The sequence below is a fragment of the Rivularia sp. UHCC 0363 genome, assembly GCF_034931125.1.
GTDB lineage: Bacteria > Cyanobacteriota > Cyanobacteriia > Cyanobacteriales > Nostocaceae > Rivularia.
This window is the reverse complement of record NZ_JAYGHM010000019.1, coordinates 92,538-114,629: the sequence shown is the minus strand read 5'-3', so window position 1 is coordinate 114,629 and position 22,092 is coordinate 92,538. Positions and strand designations below refer to the sequence as shown.

Here is a 22,092-nt window from a genome sequence, read left to right as displayed (position 1 = left end):
TTCAGCTTTTTCGTACTTTCCTTGGGATTGGTAGAGATTAGCTAAATTGTTCAAACTGAGTGCAGTGTCGGGATGATTAACTCCCTGTAGCTGTTTTCTTAACTCCAAAGCTTGAATATAAAGGGGTTCTGCTTCTTCGTACTTTCCTTCATCGTCGTAGAGAGTAGCTAAATTGTTCAAACTTAGTGCAGTGTCGGGATGATTAACTCCCTGTAGCTGTTTTCTTAACTCCAAAGCTTGGATATAAAGAGGTTCAGCTTCCGAGTACTTTCCTTGATTGTGGTAGAGATTAGCTAAATTGTTCAAACTTAGTGCAGTGTCGGGATGATTTTCTCCCAAACGCGATCGCACTGTTGATAGACATTGCTCATACCAAGGTTCAGCTAAAGTATATAAACCTTGCCCTTGGTAAAATCTAGCTAAACCAGCAAAAGCCCAAGGTAAATTTTCATCGCTAACTGCATCAAGGTGATTTTCTGCGACTTCTGTTAAATGGGGAATCGCATTTTTGACTGATTTGATATCCTCAAGGGTTGTTGTTTGGGGAATTGTTTTACCAATTTCAATAAAAGTACTAGCAAATGCTTGTTTTAACTCCTTTATTTGTGGAGATGCTTGTAATTTATCTTGTAAAAATTCGCGAATTAAAGGATGAATTTGATAGTAAGATGCATCTTCACATTCTAAAGACTGCACCAAATGACGTTGGTAAAGTTGTTCAATTTCTGTTTTAATATCAGAGTCAGCAAGACTTATTTGCTCAGTGACTTTTTTAGACAAAGGCTTAAAAAAATTAAAAACCCATTGAAAATTTATTTTATTTGGATTTATATTTTTTAGATATTTAACTGTAGTTTCAACCCACTCCCACTCAAAAATATCTGCTGCAAATAGACTTAATAATGCAGCAAACTCCTGTGTTGTAGGATTGAGTTCTTTCCAACTTAATTCAAATGCGTCTAAAACTCCTAATTGGGCTGTACTTAATCCTTTCTGTTGGGGATTCATTGCATCTTGATGCAGTCGTTGTTGTTGCAACTGCTCCAGCATTTTCTTTAAAGTAAAATGGGGAGGTTTTTTAACTAAATATCGTCCGACTAATTCTATCCCTAAAGGTAAATATCCCAACCATTTACATAATTTTTGGGCTGTTTCTAAATCTTTATTTACTTTCTTTTCACCAATTATTTTTTTGAATAATTCTAAAGCTTCTTGTGCTGACAATACATCAAGGGATATTTCCTCAACATTCGTATCGATATCTCGCAATCTGGTTGTCATCAAAACCCGGAAGCGCTGAAAAGATGGTAGTAACTCAGAAATATCTTCTAAATCAGTCACATCATCTAATATTACCAACACAAAACCTTCTGGTGGTTGCCAATTTTGCCAACACCAAGCTATTTGTTGTTCCAGAGTCAGCGGATTTTCTTGGAAATCTTTTTGGGGAACTTGCAAACCCATTTGTTGGACAAATTGAATAATTTCCGCAGCTAAATTTGTACCTCTTACATTTAACCAACAAATCCCACCGGGATAATCATTTTCGTGTTTTCGTGCGTACTGCGTAGCTAATTCTGTTTTCCCAACACCACCCATACCAGATACAGAAGAAATGGCGACTTTATTGTTTGTTTCCGAAAATTTATTGTGAACTTTGGCAAGTTCGTTTTCTCTTCCGACAAAGTTATCACTGCCAAATTTCGGGATATATTTGATGGGTTTAAAAGGTTCTTTTGGAGTTGGAGCGTAATAATCTCCCTGAATATAATCACCTTCAATACGCTCGTTATAATTACCACCGGCTATCTTTATATTGCGCTTTTGATTTTCTTCATTATTATTCATTGTTTTTTTAATGGGTGAAACTAGATAATTTACACATACAAACAAGTTAATATAAAACTGTCATTGCGTGTGCGTAAGCGCAGATTCACGGAGTGTTCCCTAGAGAGGGAAAGGAACGAAGCAATCCCAATATCTTCAACATCAACGAGTAATTATGAAACCGTCATTGCGAGGAACGAAGCAATTCCAACAACTTCAACATCAACGAGTAATTATGAAACCGTCATTGCGTGTGCGTAAGCGCAGATTCACGGAGTGTTCCCTAGAGAGGGAAAGGAACGAAGCAATCCCAATATCTCGACTACTAACAAGTTACTGGGATTGCGTCGTCGTTCCTCCTCGCAATGACGCACATGGATTTTCTGACAATTTAATTATTATTCTGCCAATCTTCCAAAGCACCAATTACAAAACTCGCTGCGGGATGACTGAGAAATTGTTCAAAAGCTTTAACCCCACCGACTTTTAATGCACTAATTATCCGCGCTTTTAATTCTGGATTCTTTTCAAGAGTTTTTATAGTTTCATCTGCTACTTGAATTTTGCCAGAGTAAGAATTCGTATCGTAGGATTTATCTAATTGTTTGAGTAATTCTTGAATTTCTGCTGCTGCTTCGGCAAGGTTTTGTTTTTGCGGTGAATTGTAATAATTACCTTGAATATAATCACCTTCAATACGTTCGTTATAGTTACCGCTACCAATATTAATATTGCGTTCACCAGTCATTTTATTTTCCTCATTCGATTTACTATATATTGCATCTGCGTCAAGTAAACTTTTAGTATTATCTCTAATTTTAATTTGTGGTATTCCCGATTCGGGAATGCTTTCTAAATCAAGCGCATTTTTACCAAATTCAAAACTATCTTGATAATTTCTACCATTAGTTAAAGCATCATAAAAACCAGTGGCAAACTCAATTGCAGCTTTATCCCCAATTTTATAATTCATTCCAATTACACAATTAATATACTCGTGAATTGCTTCAGCTTGTACTTCGCTATAACAAGCATTCATCACCACACATTCAACATCATTTTTAAATAACTTAAATAAATTTGCCAAAGACTCACTGCTTACAAACTGCTTTTGTCCGAATTGATTCTCCAGCAGCAAACCATCATCCCCAGTACCATGTCCGCAAAAGTGAACAATGTTTGGCTTATGATGTAATAATTCCCGACGCAAATCATCCACACGTACAGCCCACTTGCTAATAATTTCAATTTCTGCTCGATTTGTGGCTTGTCTATGAGCGTTTTCGATTTCCCGCACCTCTTCATCTAGACGCAGCTTAGAAGTATCCGTGGGGTTGGCTGCTAAAATTAATATTTTTTTCACTGCGCTGTTGATTTATGAAGTATTTATGAAGCTAGCTTTATGAAGATACAGTTAATAACAGTATGATTTCGCAAAATAAAATATAGAACCTTTCCAAAGTAAGGAAAGGATTAGGGGTAAGGAATTATCCTTTATCCCCTCTCCTGCACAACACTTTTGAGGTTTTATGTTTACTCTCTTATTTATTTATGGGTGTAAGTTAAATCAACTTATGCAGTTGGGAGTATAAGTGGGTATGCCTTCATTATTTATGTCATTGCGAGCGACAGCGTTCGCGCAGCGTGTCCCCTTGGGACTCAGCAATCTCAGAGTGTTGCGGTTGCTTCGTTTCACTCCGTTCCACTCGCAATGACAAATATACAATTAATTTTGCCTAAGTACTTAGAATCCTATATATAGCAATCCGAATTTTAAACGTGAGAAAACATATATATGTAATATTAAAATGAGAAGTAAAATTTTATTCATACCTGGCGACTAGAAGTCGCGGCTACACAGGCAAAACCCGCCTGCGCGGGTTGTTTTATTAAGTCCACGCAGGTGGACTTTGCTTGTGTAGTAGCGGTTTTAACCGCCATATTTATAAATTTCTTACAAATCATTTAGGATAATTAAAAAGACTCCGCAATTGCGAAGTCTCTACATCAATGATTTATAGTGTTCTGAAAAACAAACCCAATTTAATCGAAAATTACTAAACTATCGCTTCTTCCAACATTAATTTAGAACGTTTGAGTTGTTCGGGTACTGGTACGGGATAATCTCCAGTAAAACAAGCCGAACAAAAACTATTAGTATCTTGTTTAGTTTCTTCTAGCATTCCCTTCCAGCTAAGATATGCCAAACTATCTACTTCTAAATGTTTAGCAATTTCCTGTACTGATTTAGTTGCAGCAATTAGCTGATCTTGGCTATCGGTATCAATACCATAAAAGCAAGGATGGGTAACAGGAGGAGAAGAAATTCGCATATGTACTTCTGTTGCTCCCGCTTCGTACAAGGATTTTACTAATTTGCGACTAGTAGTACCCCGCACGATTGAATCATCAATGATTATCACTCTTTTCCCGGCTAATACGTCTTTGAGAGGATTTAGTTTCATTCTTATACCCGATTCACGCATTGCTTGGGTAGGCTGAATGAAAGTTCGTCCAACGTAGCGATTTTTAATCAATCCTTCTACGTATGGTATGCCGGAAACTTCCGAAAACCCAATGGCAGCAGGTATTCCAGAATCGGGGACTCCAAAAACAATATCCGCATCAGCAAAGGATTCTTGTGCTAATCGTCGCCCTAATCTCATCCGGTAGCTATACAAACTTTCCTCGTTCATAATGCTATCAGGACGAGCAAAGTAGAACATTTCAAATATACATAGCTTTCTTTCTTGTTTCTGACTCCACTGAAAAGACTCTAACCCTGATTCGGTAATCCAAACCAACTCTCCTGGTTCTACGTCTCGCAGGTATTTCGCGCCAATAATATCCAAAGCACAGGTTTCGGATGCCAAAACGTAACGTGTTGGACTACCCTTCAAAGTTCCAATTACCAGGGGACGAATACCGTTCGGATCGCGCACTCCCATTACACCTTCACTGGAACCGATTACTAAACTAAAGGCTCCTCGGCAACGATGAAAAGCCCGAATCGCAGCTTCCAACAACCGCGAACCGTCGTTTAATTCTTCGGCGATCGCCAAAGCAATCATTTCTGAGTCGGTTGTAGTAGTCAGGTTACAGCTTTTTTCTAGCAATTCGTCACGCAACTGCTTAGTATTGACTAAATTGCCATTGTGTGCTAAAGCTATTTCTCCTAATCGGGTTTGGACAACAGCAGGTTGAGCATTAGCTACATGGCTCGAACCTGTTGTGGAATAACGGGTATGGCCGACAGCGATACTACCTGGTAAGTCATCGAGGATAGATTCGTTGAAGACTTGGGACACTAAACCCATCTCTTTATGCAGGTGTACCTGCTTACCTTCAAAAGTCGCAATCCCAGCGGATTCTTGACCTCGATGTTGGAGGGCGTACAATCCAAAATAAGTCAGTCTCGCAACGTCTTCTTTGGGTGCAAAAACGCCAAAAACGCCACAAGCTTCTTCTTGCTTGTCAGGACGTTCTTCTTGATTAATTAAATTAATTTGGGCGTTTTGATCCGAAGTGACGGCTTTGGAATTTGGGGAAATCATGCTACCTATGCTCCTGATGATGATGTCAAGCCACTGGGATTGTGAAATTGGATAGAATAAAGAGTTATATAAAATTTAATAAATTCTTAACCATCCATTTACCACAGTACAGTAATTATGCTCAGCGATACTATTAGTAAGTTGCCAGTTATTTAATTGTCAGTTGAATGTTTTATTGTTGGTGGACGGCTAAACGCCTAGTAATTGCTTGATGATAGTTATGACTTATATTTTCTATCGTAACGTTTATTAAAGTTTTGTTATCAGTGGTTAAGACCCCCAAACCTGTTTGGTAATTTCCGACCTTGCCAATTTTTTGCCAGTTGTCATTTAATTGTTCTTGTAAGTAGGATTCCCAAATTTCTTGTTGTGCTAACGCAACTGAAACAATAATTCTTGCTCCTCCTTCACCAAAAAGCACTTCATCCCATCTTTGAGTGCTAGCTGGCAGATCTAAACTAATCTCGGCACCAAGTCTACTTTTAATACAGCATTCAGCAAGAGCAACAGTAATTCCACCCTCAGCGCAATCATGAGCCGATCGCACCCAACCTTGGCGAATTCCCTCTCTACAAGCCTGCTGTACGCGACGTTCCAATTCAAAATCCACTCTTGGAGGTTTTCCCGCAACAGTATGATGGATGGTAGCTAAATACTCAGATCCACCTAGATCGGTTCTTGATTGAATTGGTAAACCGAGAAGATAAATTATATCGTCTGGCGATCGCCAAGCTTGAGAGCAGATTTTATCTAAATCGGGAATCAAACCCACCATCCCGACAACGGGAGTCGGATAAATTGGTTTGGGATTACCTTGAGAATCAAAAGTTTCGTTGTAAAGAGAGACATTTCCTCCAGTTACCGGAGTCGATAATTCTTGACAACCTTCCGCTAATCCCCGACAAGCTTCTGATAACTGCCAATAACCAATCGGGTTTTCCGGGCTGCCAAAATTCAAGTTATCCGTCACAGCTAAAGGTTCCGCACCCACACAGCTAAGATTGCGTGCAGCTTCCGCGACCACCGCTTTCGCACCTTCATAAGGGTCAAGATAAACGTAGCGAGAATTGCAATCAACCGTTGCAGCAACAGCCGATTTTGGATTTTGGATTATGTCCTTCGGACACACTTCGTGAATGGATTTTGGATTTTGGGTTACTTCTCTCCCCATCTCCCCATCCCCTTGTCCCCCCATCTCCCCATCCCCATCTCCCCCTCTCCCCCTCTCTTCAACCGGACGTAACCGAATAATCGCCGCATCCGCACCACCGGGTAACATAACGGTGTTATTCTGCACCTGATGGTCGTATTGACGATAAACCCAATGTTTTGAAGCGATGGTAGGAGTATCGAGTAAAGTTAACAGAATATCGTTCCAGGTTTGCTGTTTTCCTTCAATTTCAATTCCTTCATAAGTGCAATTGGGTAAATTATCGGCTGTCCATTCCCAAGCTTTGCGAGCATATTCTGGAGGTTCGGCTAATAATTCTCGGTTGTAAATCGGCGTATTTTCTGCTAAAGCTGTAGCGGGTATTTCGGCTGCAATTTCCCCTTGGTAAAGAATCCGCACGATCGGTTCTTCTATAACTTTTCCTGCGACTACTGCATTCAGTCCCCAACGCACAAAAATATCAATTAACTCTTGTTCTCTACCAATCTGTGCAACAAACAACATTCTCTCTTGAGATTCGCTGAGCAGATATTCGTAGGGAATCATTCCGGTTTCGCGGTGGGGAATTTTATCTAAATCGAATTCCACTCCGACACCACCCTTTGCAGCCATTTCGGAAGTGGAACAGGTAATACCCGCAGCCCCCATATCTTGCGCTGCTACTACCGCACCCGTTTTAAAGGCTTCCAAACAAGCTTCGATTAATGATTTTTCTAAAAAAGGATCGCCAACCTGTACCGCTGGACGGTTATCAATCGATTCCGAGGTTAATTCCGCGCTGGCAAAACTTGCGCCTCCCATACCGTCGCGTCCGGTAGTAGAACCAACATACAGCACTGGATTGCCGATACCTGATGCCCCGGATTTAACAATTTCTGACGTTTCCATCAAACCCAGAGCCATCACGTTTACCAGAGGATTGCCAGAGTAAGCGGGGTCAAAGTAAACTTCACCACCTACCGTCGGAACGCCCACACAATTACCATAATGAGCGATTCCCGATACCACACCACTAAATAATCTTTGGGTTTTGGCATCTTCTAAATTACCGAAACGCAGTGAATTCAATACCGCGATCGGACGCGCACCCATTGTAAAAATATCTCTGAGAATACCACCAACTCCCGTTGCAGCACCTTGAAATGGTTCCACGGCTGAAGGATGATTGTGGGATTCGATTTTAAAAGCCAGTTGGAAACCATCACCCAAGTCTACAACCCCGGCATTTTCACCTGGACCGACGAGGATACGCTCTCCAGTAGTAGGAAACTGTTTTAATAAAGGTCGAGAATTCTTATAACAGCAATGTTCCGACCACATTACGCCAAACATTCCTAATTCGGCTTTATTAGGATGACGACCTAATCTTTTGACGATTTCTTGGTATTCTTCGGGTTTTATGCCTTCTTTGGCTATTTCTTCGCGAGAAAACGGAGGTTGAGATGTAGCGGTCATGGGAGGAATTACACGCCTGGACGAACTTTATATTCTAATATCTATTTGTGAATTTATTACTATTTGAATTGATTAAATTTAAAAATATGTTCTATCAAAAGTTATAGAAATGGTGTTTTTATCTATAGATTGAATGTAGTAATTAACACTATAAAAAATAGCTTTTTTAACTGCTTCCTAGCCGTACTGCGATGAAATCTAAGTCTGAGGTACCTCCAGATAATTGAAGAAGACTCTGCTTCCGAATAAGCTTTATAAGGCAGAGTCTTGTAACGAGAAAAACTGCTCGCTGCTTACTGTTCACTGTTCACTGATTTAATCGCAGCTTTTGCGTATAATTTGACCCTAGAATCATCATCCAAGGCAAGTTTTTCTAGATAAGGTAGAGCGCGTAAATCTCCCAATTCACCTAAAGATGTGGCGATCGCCAGCTTGATTTGCGATTTATGGGTGATTTCTCGTTGGCTATGGAGAAAGTTAATTAGAATGGATGTAGCGTAAGAGTTCAATTCCGCTGATTCTGGTCTTCCTAATACAGCAATAATTTCTTCACTTACCGTAATATCACTTGATTCAAGTCCTTTTTTTAAATAATCCAAGGCTAGAAGACTTCCGCTCCAATTTAAGGCTCGTATCGCTTCTTGTTTCAGAAATAAAGCAGTATTGTGGAAATTTAAGATCTTAAATAGCGCCATCATCGCTACATCGTCTTTCATGCATCCTAACGCTAATATTGCTTGCTGACACACTTCTGAATTCATGTCGTAAAGCAAAGGTTGAAGATGATTAACTAAATCAAATTCTTGTTTAAGGTAAGCACGCATTTTTAAAGCAATTATGGCTTCTTTACGAACTTTTGCTTCGGGATCTTTCAAAGCTTTAATAAATACAGGAATCAAACTTTTTTGGTGAAAACTACTGAGGGCTTCAATTGCAGTAAATCTTACTTCTGGTATAGAATCATTCACCACTAAAAGTAAAGGTTCGATGACTTCCGAATGCCGAATTTGAGCCAGGGCTTTTACTGCTAATAATCGGGATTTATCGGGTTTGACTAATTCAATTAATGCCGTAATCGCAGGTTTACCAATTTTTGCTAAGATTTGCGCTGACATCATAGCCAAATCTTCTTCTTGTGTCTGCTCAAGCAATTTAACCAAGGACATAATTATCTCAGGTTGGTTAAATTCTCCCAAAATGCGGAGTGCAAACCAGCGAATTTCAAAATCTGCCAATTCATCTTCGAGTATTTCGAGTAACGGAACAATTGATTTTTCGCCTATTTTAGGAAAAATCTTCGCTACATCCCATCGGGTTTGAAAATCTCCCACCCTCATTACCTGCATCGCGATCGCAACTGCTTGCTCTAGTTCGTTGTCGTCAGCTTGCGTAGCATCCTTCTTGTCTAATAACTGCTGTAGCTGCTGGTTGACAAGTATCCAGTCTGCTTGTGTAACAGCACTTGCGATCGCGTCGAGTGTTTCTAACATTTGCATACTAAAAAATTAAGCTTTTCTCTAGCTTGTCATGAATTTCATTCTTTAAGAGCTACCAATGGACGATGCAATATAGCGAATTACGGTTGAGTTGAGTACATATTGAACCTCACCCCTCTCCTTCCACCCCTCTCCTTAATAAAGAAGGGGGTGAGGTTGAGCGTGTATTGCACCCAACTGAAAACCGCAATATTGTCGCTCGATTACCAAATACCAAAACCGGATAATAAATATTCAATTATTGCATCAAAGTATCAAAAAACATCTAAAAAAGTTACAAGCGATACAAAAGAATCAAGACATTTATCGATTTAATGATTACTTAACTAAAGTAAACTTTGAAACAACCGAATTGAGAATGTTGGGGTTAAAAATACTTATTAAATTGTCCGATTAATATAATGTTTGCAATAGTTTTATACTACACAACCTTGGATTCTTAACCTGAGATAGCCATGTCTACGACTCAATCCGATAAAGCTACCACTCTTAATAAATTTGAAAAAATTAAAGCGGAAAAAGATGGTCTAGCCATTAAAGATGAATTAGAAAATTTTGCCCAAATTGGTTGGGAAGCGATGGAAAAATCCGATTTGGAACATCGTCTTAAATGGGTAGGAGTTTTCTATCGTCCCGTGACACCAGGTAAATTCATGTTGCGGATGCGAACTCCTAGCGGGATTTTATCTAGCAACCAGTTGCGCGTACTTGCACAAATAATCCAACGTTACGGTGCAGATGGTTGTGCTGATATTACAACTCGCCAAAATATTCAGTTGCGGGGAGTTCGTCTCGAAGATATACCGGATATTTTTCGTCGTTTGGATGCAGTAGGAATGACTTCTATGCAGTCGGGGATGGATAATGTTCGTAATATAACTGGTTCGCCAGTTGCGGGAATTGATGCCTCGGAACTAATTGATACCCGTGAATTGGTGCAGAAAGTTCAGGACATGATTACTAACAATGGTGAAGGTAATTATGCATTTACCAATCTTCCTCGTAAATTCAATATTGCGATCGAAGGTGGACGGGATAATTCAGTTCATGCTGAAATCAACGATATAGCCTTTGTTCCAGCTTATAAAAATGGAGAATTAGGATTCAACGTTTTAGTTGGTGGCTTTTTCTCAGCCAAACGTTGTGATGGTGCAATACCTTTAAATGCTTGGGTTCCTCCTAATAACGATGTTGTGGATTTATGTCGGGCGATTTTATCTGTTTTCCGAGATAACGGTTCCCGCGCAAATCGTCAAAAATCGCGCTTAATGTGGTTAATTGATGAATTAGGAATCGATAAATTCCGTTCAATTGTGGAACAAGAATTTGGAAGTACTTTAGCGATCGCAGCCGAGAAAGACGAAATCGACTGGGAAAAACGCGACTGCATCGGCGTTCATCAGCAAAAGCAACCCGGTTTAAACTACGTTGGTTTGCACGTTCCCGTAGGACGACTTTACGCTCAAGATATGTTCGACTTAGCCCGGTTAGCCGAAGTTTACGGTAGCTGTGAAGTTCGTTTAACTGTCGAGCAAAACGTAATTATTCCCAATATTCTTGACGATAATTTAGAAGATTTTCTTACCGAACCTTTGCTGCAAAAATTTGCGATTAAACCCGAACCCTTAGAAAGAGCGCTGGTATCCTGTACGGGTTCTCAATATTGTAACTTTGCGCTGGTAGAAACCAAAAATCGAGCCTTGGCTTTAGCTAAACAGCTTGATGCAGAATTGGATATGCCCAAATCTGTAAGAATCCATTGGACAGGCTGTCCTAACTCCTGCGGACAACCCCAGGTAGCCGATATCGGACTGATGGGAACCAAAGTTCGTCAAGATGGCAAGACGGTTGAAGGGGTGGACTTGTACATGGGTGGCAAGGTAGGTAAAGATGCCCAATTAGGCACTTGCGTACAGAAAGGTATTCCTTGTGACGAGATTAACTCCGTCTTAAGGCGTATATTGATAGAAGATTTTGGTGCAAAGCCCAAGCAAAACTAGTTTTCCAAGCATTAAACGCATATGCTTTACTAGTAATTACGCTTAGTTTAACGGTACCAATTAGTACTGAATATTTCAGCCGTAACAAACATAATTAATCAAATTCCTATTTTCAGAATAGGCAAAACTTGAAAGTAATTTCTACTACGAACTATACGTGAGGTTAATCGATGCTCTCAGAATTGTTATCTTTTCGCGGCAGGTACAAAATCCTGCATATGACTTGGTTTGCCTTCTTTTTATCGTTCTTTGTTTGGTTTAACCTCGCTCCCCTAGCAACGCAGGTACAAGCAGACTTTGGTTTAGAAGTTGGTCAGATTAGAACTCTGGCAATTTGTAACGTTGCTTTGACTGTTCCAGCCCGAATCATCATCGGGATGCTATTAGATAGATTCGGTCCGAGAATTACTTATTCGTTATTGCTGATTTATGCAGCGATTCCCTGTATTGCTTTTGCCAGCGCTCAAAACTTTACACAGCTAGTAATTAGCCGTTTGGCATTGAGTATCGTCGGTGCGGGGTTTGTAATTGGTATCCGCATGGTTGCAGAATGGTTTCCTCCCAAAGAGATTGGTTTAGCTGAGGGAATCTATGGAGGTTGGGGTAACTTTGGTTCGGCTGCTGCGGCTTTTACTTTACCTACAATCGGTGCATTCTTAGCGTTTGGAGCAGGTGGTGCGTTGAATTGGCGGTTATGTGTTGCTGGAAGCGGTATCGTTGCAGCCCTTTATGGAATTGTGTATTTCTTCAACGTACAAGATCATCCTCCTGGAAAAGTTTATCAAAAGCCCAAGAATGCTAGAGGTTTAGAAGTAACCAGCGTCCGCGATTTCTGGTTTTTAATGTTAATGAATTTACCCCTAACGGGTATTTTGATGGTTCTAGCTTGGCGCTTGAAAAAAGCTAAGTTGTATGGTGATGAAACTCTCTTGCTAGTTTTGGCTGGATTAGCAGGTTTATATTTATTCCAGGCTTACAACTGTTGGGTTGTAAATAAAGACTTGCTTTCGGGTCAGAAAAAATATCCAGCGAAAGACCGTTACAATTTTTCTCAAGTAGCGATTCTAGAACTTACTTATGTAGTGAACTTCGGTTCAGAATTAGCTGTAGTTTCGATGCTTCCGGCATTTTTTGAAGGAACATTTACTTTAAACCCAGCAGCAGCAGGGATGATTGCTTCTAGCTACGCTTTTATGAACCTGATGTCTCGTCCTGGTGGTGGTTTAATTTCCGATAAACTAGGTAGTCGTAGAATAACTATGGCAGTGCTCACTGCTGGTATGGGTATAGGCTACATGATGATGGGTTCGGTTGGTAGTGGCTGGTGGCTACCTTTAGCTATTGTGCTGACTATGGCTTGTTCGTTTTTCGTACAAGCTGGAGAGGGTTCAACATTTGCGATCGTTCCTTTGGTGAAGCGTCGGGTAACAGGACAAATTGCTGGTAACGTTGGAGCTTATGGAAACGTTGGTGCGGTTGCTTATTTGACTATATTTAGTTTGCTACCAGAATGGTTGAGTGGTGGTGGAGAGCAGACCCCAGCAGTTATTGCTCAGTCGAATACAGTGTTTTTCCAGACGATGGGTATTGTGGCTTTGATTGTTGCTTTCTTATGCTGGTTCTTTTTGAAAGAACCCGAAGGTTCTTTTGCGGAACATCATGAAGGTGAGGAGGAGTATTCGGAATTGGTAATGGAATCTAAAGGAATTCGTTCATAGAATTTAAGTTTTTGTTTTATTGAGGAATCGATGTATGAAGTATTATTTATCGGTTCCTTTTTTTGAGTTTGATTGATGAGAGGGGAAGGATTGAGTATTGGATGTTTTTTTAACGCAAAGGTACGCGGAGAAAAAGCTATAGTTAAATTATTTTAAAGAGAAAAGAACTTAAAATAAATTTTTGTTTGTAATCAATGATTTATCACTTTTGCTGAATGTCTGGTTTGATTAATTTTTTTATTAGAAATCTTTTGAGAAAATTATTGAGTAGAGAATCTTTTAAATTCTTTTAAATATTTAATCACCTAAAATAAAATATGTCCGAATCTGTTAAAACTCTTTGTCCTTATTGTGGTGTTGGGTGCGGTTTAGAGGTTTTTCCTCCCGCAGCATCAGGACGTGCAACTCATCGAGATAGTCAAGGTAATCCGATTTGGAAGGTAGTCGGTGATAAAAGTCATCCTTCATCCAAAGGTATGGTTTGTGTTAAGGGAGCTACTGTTACTGAATCTCTCGACCAAAATCGTTTGAAATATCCAATGATGCGAGATTCTCTGTCAGAATCTTTCCTAGAGGTAAGTTGGGATGAAGCTTTTAATAAAATTGTGGAACGGATTCAAATAATTCGCCAAAATCGCGGTGCGGATGCTATTTGTATGTACGGTTCCGGTCAGTTTCAAACTGAAGACTATTATATTGCTCAAAAATTAATTAAAGGCTGTTTGGGAACTAATAATTTTGATGCAAATTCGCGATTATGTATGTCTTCAGCCGTTGCTGGCTATACGCAAAGCTTCGGTGCTGACGGACCACCTTGTTGTTATGAAGATTTAGAATTAACCGATTGCGCTTTTTTGATTGGTACCAACACCGCAGAATGTCACCCGATTATTTTTAACCGTTTGCGAAAGCATCACAAAAAAAATCGCAACGTCAAAATGATTGTTGTGGACCCCCGCAGGACGCAAACGGCAGAAGTTGCAGATTTACATTTGGCAATTAACCCAGGGACAGATATTGATTTATTCAACGGTATTGCTCATTTATTAATGCGTTGGGGTGCTTTTGATAGCTTATTTATTGATGAATGTACTCAAGGATTTCCTGATTACGTTCAAATTATCCAAGATTATCCACCGGAAGTAGTTTCGCAAAAATGCGGTATTGGTACAGATGAGCTAGAACAAGCAGCACGTTACTGGGCTGAATCTAAAAAAGTGTTGTCTTTATGGTCAATGGGGATAAATCAATCTTCCGAGGGTACCGCTAAAGTTCGTACCTTGATTAATCTGCATTTGATGACGGGAAATATTTGCAAACCTGGTGCGGGACCATTTTCATTAACCGGACAACCCAATGCAATGGGTGGTAGAGAAGCTGGAGGTTTATCGCATATTCTCCCCGGATATCGCTCGGTGAAGAATGCCCAACATCGAGCCGAGGTAGAGCAAGTTTGGGGTTTGCATCCAGGACAGATTTCTCAAGAACCCGGTCGCGATGCATGGAGTATGATTACTGGCTTGGAAACGGGTGAAGTCGATTTATTATGGATTGCAGCCACTAACCCAGCCGTAAGTATGCCAGATTTGCAGCGAACCAAAGCCGCTTTACTCAAATCTCCCTTAACGATTTATCAAGACGCTTATTATCCCACCGAAACTTCTGCTTACGCTCACATTTTATTACCCGCAGCCCAATGGAGCGAAAAAACTGGAACCATGACTAATTCAGAACGAGTTGTGACCTTGTGTCCGCAGTTTCGAGAACCCCCGGGTGTTGCTAAAGCCGATTGGGAAATCTTTGCCGAAGTCGGTCGTCGTCTTGGTTTTCACGAACAATTTGCTTTTACCAATGCAGCCGCAGTTCACCGCGAATTCGTGCAGTTAACTCGCGATCGCCCTTGCGATATGGGAGAAATTAGTCACGAAAATTTGGCAAATATTGGCCCAATGCAGTGGTACGATACCCAAAAAGCAGAGATAGAAATCGAGGAAAATGATTCTGGTTTCTGGTCATCTTTATTAAAAGGGTTTACTGAAAAAGAACCACTTCAAGGCAAGCGGCTTTACACCGATTTACGCTTTCAGACCCCAGATGGTAGAGCAAAATTTGCGGCTTATCATTCTCGCGGTTTAGCAGAACCACCGTCTGAAGAGTATCCCTTCGTTCTTACAATTGGGAGATTATACGGTCACTGGCACACCCAAACCCGCACGGGAAGAATTGAGAAAATCGTCAAAATGCATCCCCACCCCTTCATCGAAATTCATCCCCGCGATGCAGCCAAATTAGAAATTACAGACGGAGATTGGATAGAAATAAAATCCCGTCGCGGAACAGCTAAATTTCCAGCGAAAGTAACTAAGGCGATCGCTCCTAAAACCGTGTTTGTTCCCATGCACTGGGGTGCTTTGTGGGCTGACGATGCCGAAGCGAACAACTTGACTCATTCCGCAGCTTGTCCCATTTCCTTAGAGCCAGAATTGAAAGCTTGTGCGGTCCAGTTGGTACCAGTTACCTTTCCCCGACAGATTTCCAAAGAGTTGCTTCACCAGGAACCGTTACCGTATTCTGACTTGATGCCGGTGTCAACCTCAAACCATAAGTAATCGGAATTGCACCTAAAACAAACGAACCGAATACAACTAGAAGAATCATGCGAAGATTATTTTGATGCTGACTAAAATCGGCATTATTTTCTATATGACCGTCCAAATGTTTAACATTCATCTCAAAAATCTCTTCATAAATTATTCCGCAATTTCATTTTAGATAAAATGTAGTGAATGTAACCGTTTATTTTAATAAAAAGTAACGAGAGTTACAGAATTTTTGAGAAAATATAGGTTGTCAACAGCCGACCTTTTTTACGGGGTTGGGATCTAAATATCTGGAATACTAGATTTACAAAGTTTTCGGATAATAAAAAGAGAAAATAAGATCGAATACTCAATTTTTAATATCCAATGAGCGACTTTTTTAAATTCGAGGCTGATTTTGTCGATAGTTTGCGCTGCATCCCCATGCAGGTACGTTTCAAACTTGACAACTGCGGAGTCAAGCTGAAATTATCTCACTGGCATCAATTTACAGAACAAGAAAGACAAACTTTAGTTGAAATGCCCTGCATAAGCGCAGAAGAATGTCAAAATTATCGAGAATATTTACAAAACTTGATTATTGAAAAGACAGGAACTGCTGCAAGCGAACTTGCTGTAGAAGACAATCCTGCTTGGATGAATGAGAAAGAAATTCCCGATATTACACAAACAAAAGCGGTAGAATGTGGCGTTAATATTACAGTTGAACAATGGAAAAAACTGACACCATTACAGCGTTTTGCATTAATAAAACTTAGTCGTCCCAGTCATGAAAATCAGAACTTTTATCCAGCAATTCAAGAATTTGGGCTGGTATAAGTAGCTATCCCTTAGAAAAAATACCATCTCCAATGTTATAGATTATTAATAAGGTAATTATCACAGCGATCGCACTTCCCAACAAGCTAAGTATTGCGATCGCAATTTTACTGTAAAGCAGTTACAATCACATAACTGAGGCTACAATTAGAATTGTTGCGGAGACTCCAAAGTATGAGTGAAACTGGAGAAAAACTTAAACTTGAACTTTCTCAGCTTTCTGGAAAAGAACGTGCTGAAATTGCCTACTTTTTAATTCATTCTCTAGATGAGGGTATAGATGATAATCTAGAAATTGCTTGGGATACGGAATTAACCCAACGGTTGGAGGATATTAATCGCAAAACAGCCATTGGAGAATTATCATCTCAAGTTTTTTCTGAGTTACGAGAAAAGTATTCGTGAAGTTTATTGTTATCCACACCGAAGCTCGAAAGGAGCTTGATGCTGCAATAGCTTATTATGAAGCTCAAAAAGTAGGCTTGGGACTAGATTTACTCTCTGAAGTGGAAAAAGTTATTCTTAAAATTCAGCAAAATCCCAATTTAGGAACCCCACATAAGATTGAAGGAATACGTCGTTATACTATGCAACGTTTTCCCTATCTGATTTTTTATACGGAGCTTGAAGAAGTGATTTGGGTTATTGCAATCGCGCATAGTAAGCGAAAACCGAATTACTGGAAACAAAGAAATATTGAAATTTAATAATTTTTATCGCTCTCAAAAGATATTTGAGGTGACTATAAAAAAATCATCATAAGGCAATACCGTTCAGTTAAGAATAATTGTCGGTTGGGTTGAACGGAGTGAAACCCAACAAAGGTTTGAGAACGTTGGGTTTCGTTCCTCAACCCAACCTACACAATTTAATTTTTTGGGCTTAACTGAACTGTATTGCATCATAAGGAACTTTCAATAAAAAATATTTAATTCGCTAGAAGGAACGTCGTAACCCACGCTACCACTGACAATCCTTGACGAGAGAAAACCACTTATCCTGTGGGAACCCTTCACCCGGTAAATCAATAGTATATGCCGCAGGGAGATGTCCATCAGGTTTATCTATTGTAGTGGAATCGAATTTCAAATGATCATAATCGTTCGGCCAGCCGACTTGTTTAGCAAAAGTATTGTAATCCTTACGGCTCTTTTCCCATATTGACTGCTGGATTCTAAAGCCAAATTTGTTATTGCTGAATTTTTCCCAAAGGTGGTTGATATGCTTTATGTCTGTACAGGATATGTTTTCGATATCTTCGTTTTTTAAATTGTTTTTGTCGGAGGGCTTGGCTAAATCGAGTATCAAATTCTTAGTTTCTTGATCGGCTTCTTTCCAGTCTTTTTTCTCCAATGCCTGCTCTATTTTAGAGAAGGCTGGATTTGGCTTTCTCTTCAGAACAGGTGTTAATTGCTCTGGAATACCTGCTAACCGAATTGCAGCACAACCAAATTTGTAAGCAAATTCCACGGGTTTCCCAGAACCTAAAGCATCGTAAAAACCGACAGCAAATTCAATTGCTGCTTTATCACCGATCGCCTTTTTCATGCCAATTACATAATTAACGTGTTGTGCGATCGCTTCTGCTTGCACTTCGGAATAACAGCCGTTAAGAACAACACACTTAAGTTGCTCCTCGAATAGTTCAAAAAGTCCCGCTAAGGCTTCTCCATCAACTAGTTTTGACGAACCTGTTTCATCTTCAAATACTAAACCTTCACCCTCTGTTCCATGTCCAGAAAAATGAACAATAGAAGGATTGATATCCAGCATAGCCCGCTGGATGTCCCTCGGTCGCACTGCCCACTTTTGTTCTAAGATAAACTCTTCACGGTGCTTTGCTCGCTGTAATCCTTCTCCAATATCTCGCACTTCCTCATCTAAACGTACCTGTGGAGTGCCTTTAGGATTTGCTGCCAAAATTAAGATTGTTTGCGCCATTTACTTAAACTCTATTTATATTATTTAAAATAATATCAGTAAGACCATCCGATTTCGTGCTAGCTTTTTATTTTTTACACATTGGCAAAAGTTTAATTACCTGTATTAAGTCATACGTGTTTATTAAATGGATATCGAGCTTAAAAAGCTAAAAATCCTTTATTATTAATAGGTTCAGGTTTGATCAGCTTATGCACCTAGGGGATGAAAATGGGAAAAATGGCAGCAGAACGGCTCCATGACACTGACATTGAATTATACACGTCGCAAGTGCGTAAATTCTATCCCCATCTTTCCCAGCAAACCCTAGTTACCTTAATCCTCGCAGGTGGTAAAAGTTCTCGTATGGGTAGAGATAAAGCACTTGTAGATTACCAAGGTAAACCGATGTTGCAACGGGTTTATCAAGTTGCTGCTGCTTGTACCGAACAAGTTTATGTTTTGACACCTTGGATTGAACGCTATCAAAATATTTTGCCCTCAAATTGTCAATATCTAATTGAAAGTCAGCCGGGAAAGGGACCAGTGAATGGTTTATCTGAGGGATTAGCGCAAATTTCCGCCGATTGGATATTATTACTTGCTTGCGATTTACCTTTATTAAATGTAGAAATTCTGCAAAGTTGGATAAATAAACTTCCCCAAATTCCAACTTCAACATTGGCTTTAGTTCCACAGCGATCGCAAATTTGGGAACCGATGTGTGGTTTTTATCGAAAAGAGGTGAAAACAGAATTGGATAGTTTTTTGAAAATGGGGAAGCGTTCGTTTCAGGAATTACTTTCGGGTATTGAAGTAGAAGCTTTAAATGTTGATGAGAAGGCAGATTTGATGTTGTTTAATTGTAATTCTCCGGGGGATTTGGAATAGCCCTTGGAACAGGGATGTTTTTGAATTATAATAGCCCTCAGACTGGAAGTCTGGGGCTACACAAACAAAGCCCACCTTCGTGGGCTAATAGCCTAATTAGTCGTAATTTGCGTGAGCAGACTTAAGAATAATAAACTTCTATGTATTAGCTTGATAAAATAACTTGAGTCGGGAATGCCATAATTTCCAGTAATCAATCAAGGTTGCTTTGTCAAATTCAAAAATCTCTGCTTCTCTATCAGGTAAAGCAACAACGATTAAAGCACGGCGAATATTACAGCAAAAAAGACTTTCACCATAATATCTGTTAATTGCACCGCCATAAGCAACTAGCTGTAAAGGCTTATCATAAAGATTTTCAAGTTTAAATTTAGGTTTTTCAGAAGTAGTCCATTCAATTACGTGAGGAATACCTTTGTAACGTGCGACTAAATCTACTTTAATGAATCCCCCTTACAATTTCAAAAAGGAAACTATTAGCAAAAGTTTATATTATTCTTTGATAGCAAGTCTTACCCGTGCATTTGAACCTAAATTAAAGCAAGCATTACAAAAAATGAGTAATGATTTACCTAATCCGGAAATAGATATAGATAAATTTTGTGTATGGTGGAAAGTCAACGGTCAGAAGTGGACTAAACTCTTAAGAGAAATTATGATTGAACATCGCAATATTGGTTATGATTGGCAGTTCAATAAAGAACAACAGGATTTATTACATAAATACTGTTTTGCTAATAAGGTAATAGTAGACTGCCTAAATAGCGACCTCTATATAACCCCCAAAGTCCGTTCCCACATAGAAGACACTTTACTCCTACCCATTACCGAAATTGAAAAACGCAAACTCACAAATTAAACCGAATTTCATTCAAACATTAACTCACAGCAAAATCACTAAACTTACGCATAAACGGTGTATGAAATCCCAACACAATATCTTCTCTAGATACACCCATATCCATTAACTCAGCACCGATATCATCTTCCGTACCGTTCCACTGAATCCAAATCTTGGCATTTTTAATATCCAAGTGCATTACTGGACCATAAACTCGTTTTCCTTTATCCCATCCAACATAAATTAGCTGATAATGGTCACGCACTGTATCAAAAATAGTTTGCATTTCTAATTCATTGTCGGGATTATGCGATGTTTTACTTTCAGCATAATCTGTTAATAAACGTTGGACATATCCTCGATATTCCTCTAATTTTTCCATTGCACAATCTCCTGTTTTTCTGGATTGAAAACTAGCAAATTAACGTTACTGCGTTGAATTACCGATTGAACAAAAGGCATAGTGAAAAAGTCTTCATAAGTCTTCACTGGTACAGCTAAATATAAAATTCTTTTAGCTTCAAAATCTTCTAATGCATAGCGATAATTAATGAATTGTCCCAAAGCTGTATGAAATTCTGAGAGGTTAGAAGCACCTAAAAAACTTTTTACTTCTACTGCAATTTTGTCTCCTTCTTTGTCTGCTACTATTAGTTTTTCTGCGGCTAAATCAATATACATATTTGTAATTCGGTCAATCGGAACACGTAGTGGGTCTTCTGTAATTACCCACCCATCGTTTTGCAGCGCAGTTTTGACCACATCATGAAATTTATCTTTGGCTGACATACTACTCCATTAGGAGTTGATATAAATGTTCTAACTATATTGTAATACGTTAAGAAAAGATGTTTGACCCAACCGATTAACTTAAAAAACAATTAAATCATCAACCGATCGCAACATAAACCCCAGTAAAACTTCCCGCTTTCACTCCACCCGTAAAAATATCTACATTTAACTCAATTCTACTTTTTGATTTCTTTTGCAACATCTTGATAAACTTCTGCCAAATTTGCGCTGATGGGAACGGACAAAAAGCCATAAAATCGCCATCAATAGGCTGAAAATATTCTATGGAATTGCGCTGAATCACAATTCGCGAAGATAAAGAGAATGCTTGCAAATTAGCATGAACCAAAGTCCATCCCGAAAGAATTGCTAATGCGGAAACGCTACCGCCAAACACTGTCGAACGATGGTTTATATTTGGAATTAATGGTGCTTGTAAGGTAACACCATGTTCATCAACTTGCTTAACCTTAACCTCCATATATTTAGATAGCGGAATATGCTGATGGAGATAACTTTCAACTTCTGCAATGCTGAGAAACATAAATCAATTATCAATTTAACTTTGCACTAAAAAATCAATTTTAGGTAATAACGGATCGGTCACAATACCTACACCCTTGAAACTCCATCGTTGAAGTACAGTTTTTAGCTGAGTACCTGAAATTGATTCTACGGTAAGACGGTCTGCTAAATCGCCAGCATGAGTATTTAGATAGCTCAAAGCATCAAAATTTTCGCGAAACAGTAGCACAAAACTCGATACATCATCTTCATTAGGATGCGCTGCTAAATAACGACCATCAGCTTTAGACCTGATTAAATAATATATTTCCGACAACATAAACAGAATTTTAGATTTTAGATTTTGGATTAGGAACTAGGAGTTAGAAATTAGGAATCATAATTATTTAACCTTTGACCTTTAACCTTTAACCTTTAACCTTTAACCTTTAACCTTTAACCTTTAACCTTTGACCTTTGACCTTTAACCTTTAACCTTTAACC

The 22,092-nt window shown here is 39.2% G+C and carries 18 protein-coding genes; 8 read left to right on the top strand and 10 right to left on the bottom strand.

Annotated features, from left to right (window positions below; all coding sequences use genetic code 11):
* The 5 genes from VB797_RS13370 to VB797_RS13350 form a co-directional block, all read right to left on the bottom strand.
* On the bottom strand, positions 1 to 1,848 hold a 1,848-nt coding region (locus VB797_RS13370), incomplete at its 3' end, for a tetratricopeptide repeat protein (RefSeq protein WP_323238176.1).
* Between the two features lie 370 nt (positions 1,849 to 2,218).
* Positions 2,219 to 3,190 (bottom strand): CHAT domain-containing protein, encoded by a 972-nt coding sequence (locus VB797_RS13365; protein ID WP_323238175.1) that lies wholly within the window; start codon positions 3,188 to 3,190, stop codon positions 2,219 to 2,221.
* A gap of 694 nt (positions 3,191 to 3,884) precedes the next feature.
* Positions 3,885 to 5,381, bottom strand: a complete 1,497-nt coding sequence (gene purF / locus VB797_RS13360) for an amidophosphoribosyltransferase (RefSeq protein WP_323238174.1) — start codon at positions 5,379 to 5,381, stop codon at positions 3,885 to 3,887.
* 172 nt (positions 5,382 to 5,553) lie between these two features.
* Positions 5,554 to 8,007, bottom strand: coding sequence for a phosphoribosylformylglycinamidine synthase subunit PurL (gene purL, locus VB797_RS13355; protein WP_323238173.1), 2,454 nt, complete (start codon positions 8,005 to 8,007; stop codon positions 5,554 to 5,556).
* A 293-nt stretch (positions 8,008 to 8,300) separates the two neighbouring features.
* Entirely contained in the window at positions 8,301 to 9,497 is a 1,197-nt protein-coding gene (locus VB797_RS13350; protein WP_323238172.1) for a HEAT repeat domain-containing protein, read from the bottom strand.
* A 461-nt stretch (positions 9,498 to 9,958) separates the two neighbouring features.
* Here VB797_RS13350 and VB797_RS13345 point away from each other — a divergent pair, with 461 nt between their 5' ends.
* The 6 genes from VB797_RS13345 to VB797_RS13320 all read left to right on the top strand — a co-directional run bounded on the left by VB797_RS13345 (position 9,959) and on the right by VB797_RS13320 (position 17,347).
* The gene (locus tag VB797_RS13345) at positions 9,959 to 11,503 is read left to right on the top strand and encodes a ferredoxin--nitrite reductase (RefSeq protein ID WP_323238171.1); all 1,545 of its coding nucleotides are present in this window, start codon (positions 9,959 to 9,961) and stop codon (positions 11,501 to 11,503) included.
* A gap of 170 nt (positions 11,504 to 11,673) precedes the next feature.
* Positions 11,674 to 13,221, top strand: coding sequence for an MFS transporter (locus tag VB797_RS13340; protein WP_323238170.1), 1,548 nt, complete (start codon positions 11,674 to 11,676; stop codon positions 13,219 to 13,221).
* Positions 13,222 to 13,538: 317 nt separating this feature from the next.
* Positions 13,539 to 15,830, top strand: coding sequence for a nitrate reductase (locus tag VB797_RS13335; RefSeq protein WP_323238169.1), 2,292 nt, complete (start codon positions 13,539 to 13,541; stop codon positions 15,828 to 15,830).
* 357 nt (positions 15,831 to 16,187) lie between these two features.
* Positions 16,188 to 16,640, top strand: coding sequence for a nitrate reductase associated protein (locus tag VB797_RS13330; protein ID WP_323238168.1), 453 nt, complete (start codon positions 16,188 to 16,190; stop codon positions 16,638 to 16,640).
* A gap of 174 nt (positions 16,641 to 16,814) precedes the next feature.
* Positions 16,815 to 17,045 carry an addiction module protein gene (locus VB797_RS13325; RefSeq protein WP_323238167.1) on the top strand — a complete coding sequence of 77 codons (231 nt, stop codon included), beginning with the start codon at positions 16,815 to 16,817 and terminating at the stop codon, positions 17,043 to 17,045.
* Entirely contained in the window at positions 17,042 to 17,347 is a 306-nt protein-coding gene (locus VB797_RS13320; protein WP_323238166.1) for a type II toxin-antitoxin system RelE/ParE family toxin, read from the top strand. The genes VB797_RS13325 and VB797_RS13320 overlap by 4 nt, the downstream gene beginning before the upstream one ends.
* Positions 17,348 to 17,600: 253 nt before the next feature.
* Here the strand turns inward: VB797_RS13320 and VB797_RS13315 are convergent, their stop codons facing one another.
* Positions 17,601 to 18,581, bottom strand: coding sequence for a GUN4 domain-containing protein (locus tag VB797_RS13315; protein ID WP_323238165.1), 981 nt, complete (start codon positions 18,579 to 18,581; stop codon positions 17,601 to 17,603).
* 219 nt (positions 18,582 to 18,800) lie between these two features.
* Here VB797_RS13315 and VB797_RS13310 point away from each other — a divergent pair, with 219 nt between their 5' ends.
* Together VB797_RS13310 and VB797_RS13305 are read left to right on the top strand one after the other, a co-directional pair.
* Positions 18,801 to 19,451, top strand: a complete 651-nt coding sequence (locus VB797_RS13310) for a molybdenum cofactor guanylyltransferase (protein WP_323238164.1) — start codon at positions 18,801 to 18,803, stop codon at positions 19,449 to 19,451.
* 442 nt (positions 19,452 to 19,893) lie between these two features.
* Positions 19,894 to 20,310 (top strand): NACHT C-terminal helical domain 2-containing protein, encoded by a 417-nt coding sequence (locus VB797_RS13305; protein ID WP_323238163.1) that lies wholly within the window; start codon positions 19,894 to 19,896, stop codon positions 20,308 to 20,310.
* 19 nt (positions 20,311 to 20,329) lie between these two features.
* Here VB797_RS13305 and VB797_RS13300 read toward each other — a convergent pair whose 3' ends face one another.
* From VB797_RS13300 to VB797_RS13285, 4 genes are all read right to left on the bottom strand, one after another.
* The gene (locus VB797_RS13300; RefSeq protein WP_323238162.1) at positions 20,330 to 20,674 is read right to left on the bottom strand and encodes a XisI protein; all 345 of its coding nucleotides are present in this window, start codon (positions 20,672 to 20,674) and stop codon (positions 20,330 to 20,332) included.
* The gene (locus VB797_RS13295) at positions 20,662 to 21,081 is read right to left on the bottom strand and encodes a XisH family protein (RefSeq protein WP_323238161.1); all 420 of its coding nucleotides are present in this window, start codon (positions 21,079 to 21,081) and stop codon (positions 20,662 to 20,664) included. The genes VB797_RS13300 and VB797_RS13295 overlap by 13 nt, the downstream gene beginning before the upstream one ends.
* A gap of 100 nt (positions 21,082 to 21,181) precedes the next feature.
* Positions 21,182 to 21,628 carry a YiiD C-terminal domain-containing protein gene (locus tag VB797_RS13290; protein ID WP_323238160.1) on the bottom strand — a complete coding sequence of 149 codons (447 nt, stop codon included), beginning with the start codon at positions 21,626 to 21,628 and terminating at the stop codon, positions 21,182 to 21,184.
* Positions 21,629 to 21,643: 15 nt separating this feature from the next.
* On the bottom strand, positions 21,644 to 21,928 hold the full coding sequence (locus tag VB797_RS13285; protein WP_323238159.1) for a hypothetical protein: 285 nt from the start codon (positions 21,926 to 21,928) through the stop codon (positions 21,644 to 21,646).
* Positions 21,929 to 22,092 lie beyond the last annotated feature (164 nt).

Excerpts from the sequence above, each read along its gene's own strand:
- purF (WP_323238174.1), bottom strand. The coding sequence starts at position 5,381 with ATGATTTCCCCAAATTCCAAAGCCGTCACTTCGGATCAAAACGCCCAA.
- purL (WP_323238173.1), bottom strand. The coding sequence starts at position 8,007 with ATGACCGCTACATCTCAACCTCCGTTTTCTCGCGAAGAAATAGCCAAA.
- VB797_RS13350 (WP_323238172.1), bottom strand. The coding sequence starts at position 9,497 with ATGTTAGAAACACTCGACGCGATCGCAAGTGCTGTTACACAAGCAGAC.
- VB797_RS13345 (WP_323238171.1), top strand. The coding sequence starts at position 9,959 with ATGTCTACGACTCAATCCGATAAAGCTACCACTCTTAATAAATTTGAA.
- VB797_RS13340 (WP_323238170.1), top strand. The coding sequence starts at position 11,674 with ATGCTCTCAGAATTGTTATCTTTTCGCGGCAGGTACAAAATCCTGCAT.
- VB797_RS13335 (WP_323238169.1), top strand. The coding sequence starts at position 13,539 with ATGTCCGAATCTGTTAAAACTCTTTGTCCTTATTGTGGTGTTGGGTGC.
- VB797_RS13330 (WP_323238168.1), top strand. The coding sequence starts at position 16,188 with ATGAGCGACTTTTTTAAATTCGAGGCTGATTTTGTCGATAGTTTGCGC.
- VB797_RS13325 (WP_323238167.1), top strand. The coding sequence starts at position 16,815 with ATGAGTGAAACTGGAGAAAAACTTAAACTTGAACTTTCTCAGCTTTCT.
- VB797_RS13315 (WP_323238165.1), bottom strand. The coding sequence starts at position 18,581 with ATGGCGCAAACAATCTTAATTTTGGCAGCAAATCCTAAAGGCACTCCA.
- VB797_RS13310 (WP_323238164.1), top strand. The coding sequence starts at position 18,801 with ATGGCAGCAGAACGGCTCCATGACACTGACATTGAATTATACACGTCG.
- VB797_RS13305 (WP_323238163.1), top strand. The coding sequence starts at position 19,894 with ATGAATCCCCCTTACAATTTCAAAAAGGAAACTATTAGCAAAAGTTTA.
- VB797_RS13300 (WP_323238162.1), bottom strand. The coding sequence starts at position 20,674 with ATGGAAAAATTAGAGGAATATCGAGGATATGTCCAACGTTTATTAACA.
- VB797_RS13295 (WP_323238161.1), bottom strand. The coding sequence starts at position 21,081 with ATGTCAGCCAAAGATAAATTTCATGATGTGGTCAAAACTGCGCTGCAA.
- VB797_RS13290 (WP_323238160.1), bottom strand. The coding sequence starts at position 21,628 with ATGTTTCTCAGCATTGCAGAAGTTGAAAGTTATCTCCATCAGCATATT.
- VB797_RS13285 (WP_323238159.1), bottom strand. The coding sequence starts at position 21,928 with ATGTTGTCGGAAATATATTATTTAATCAGGTCTAAAGCTGATGGTCGT.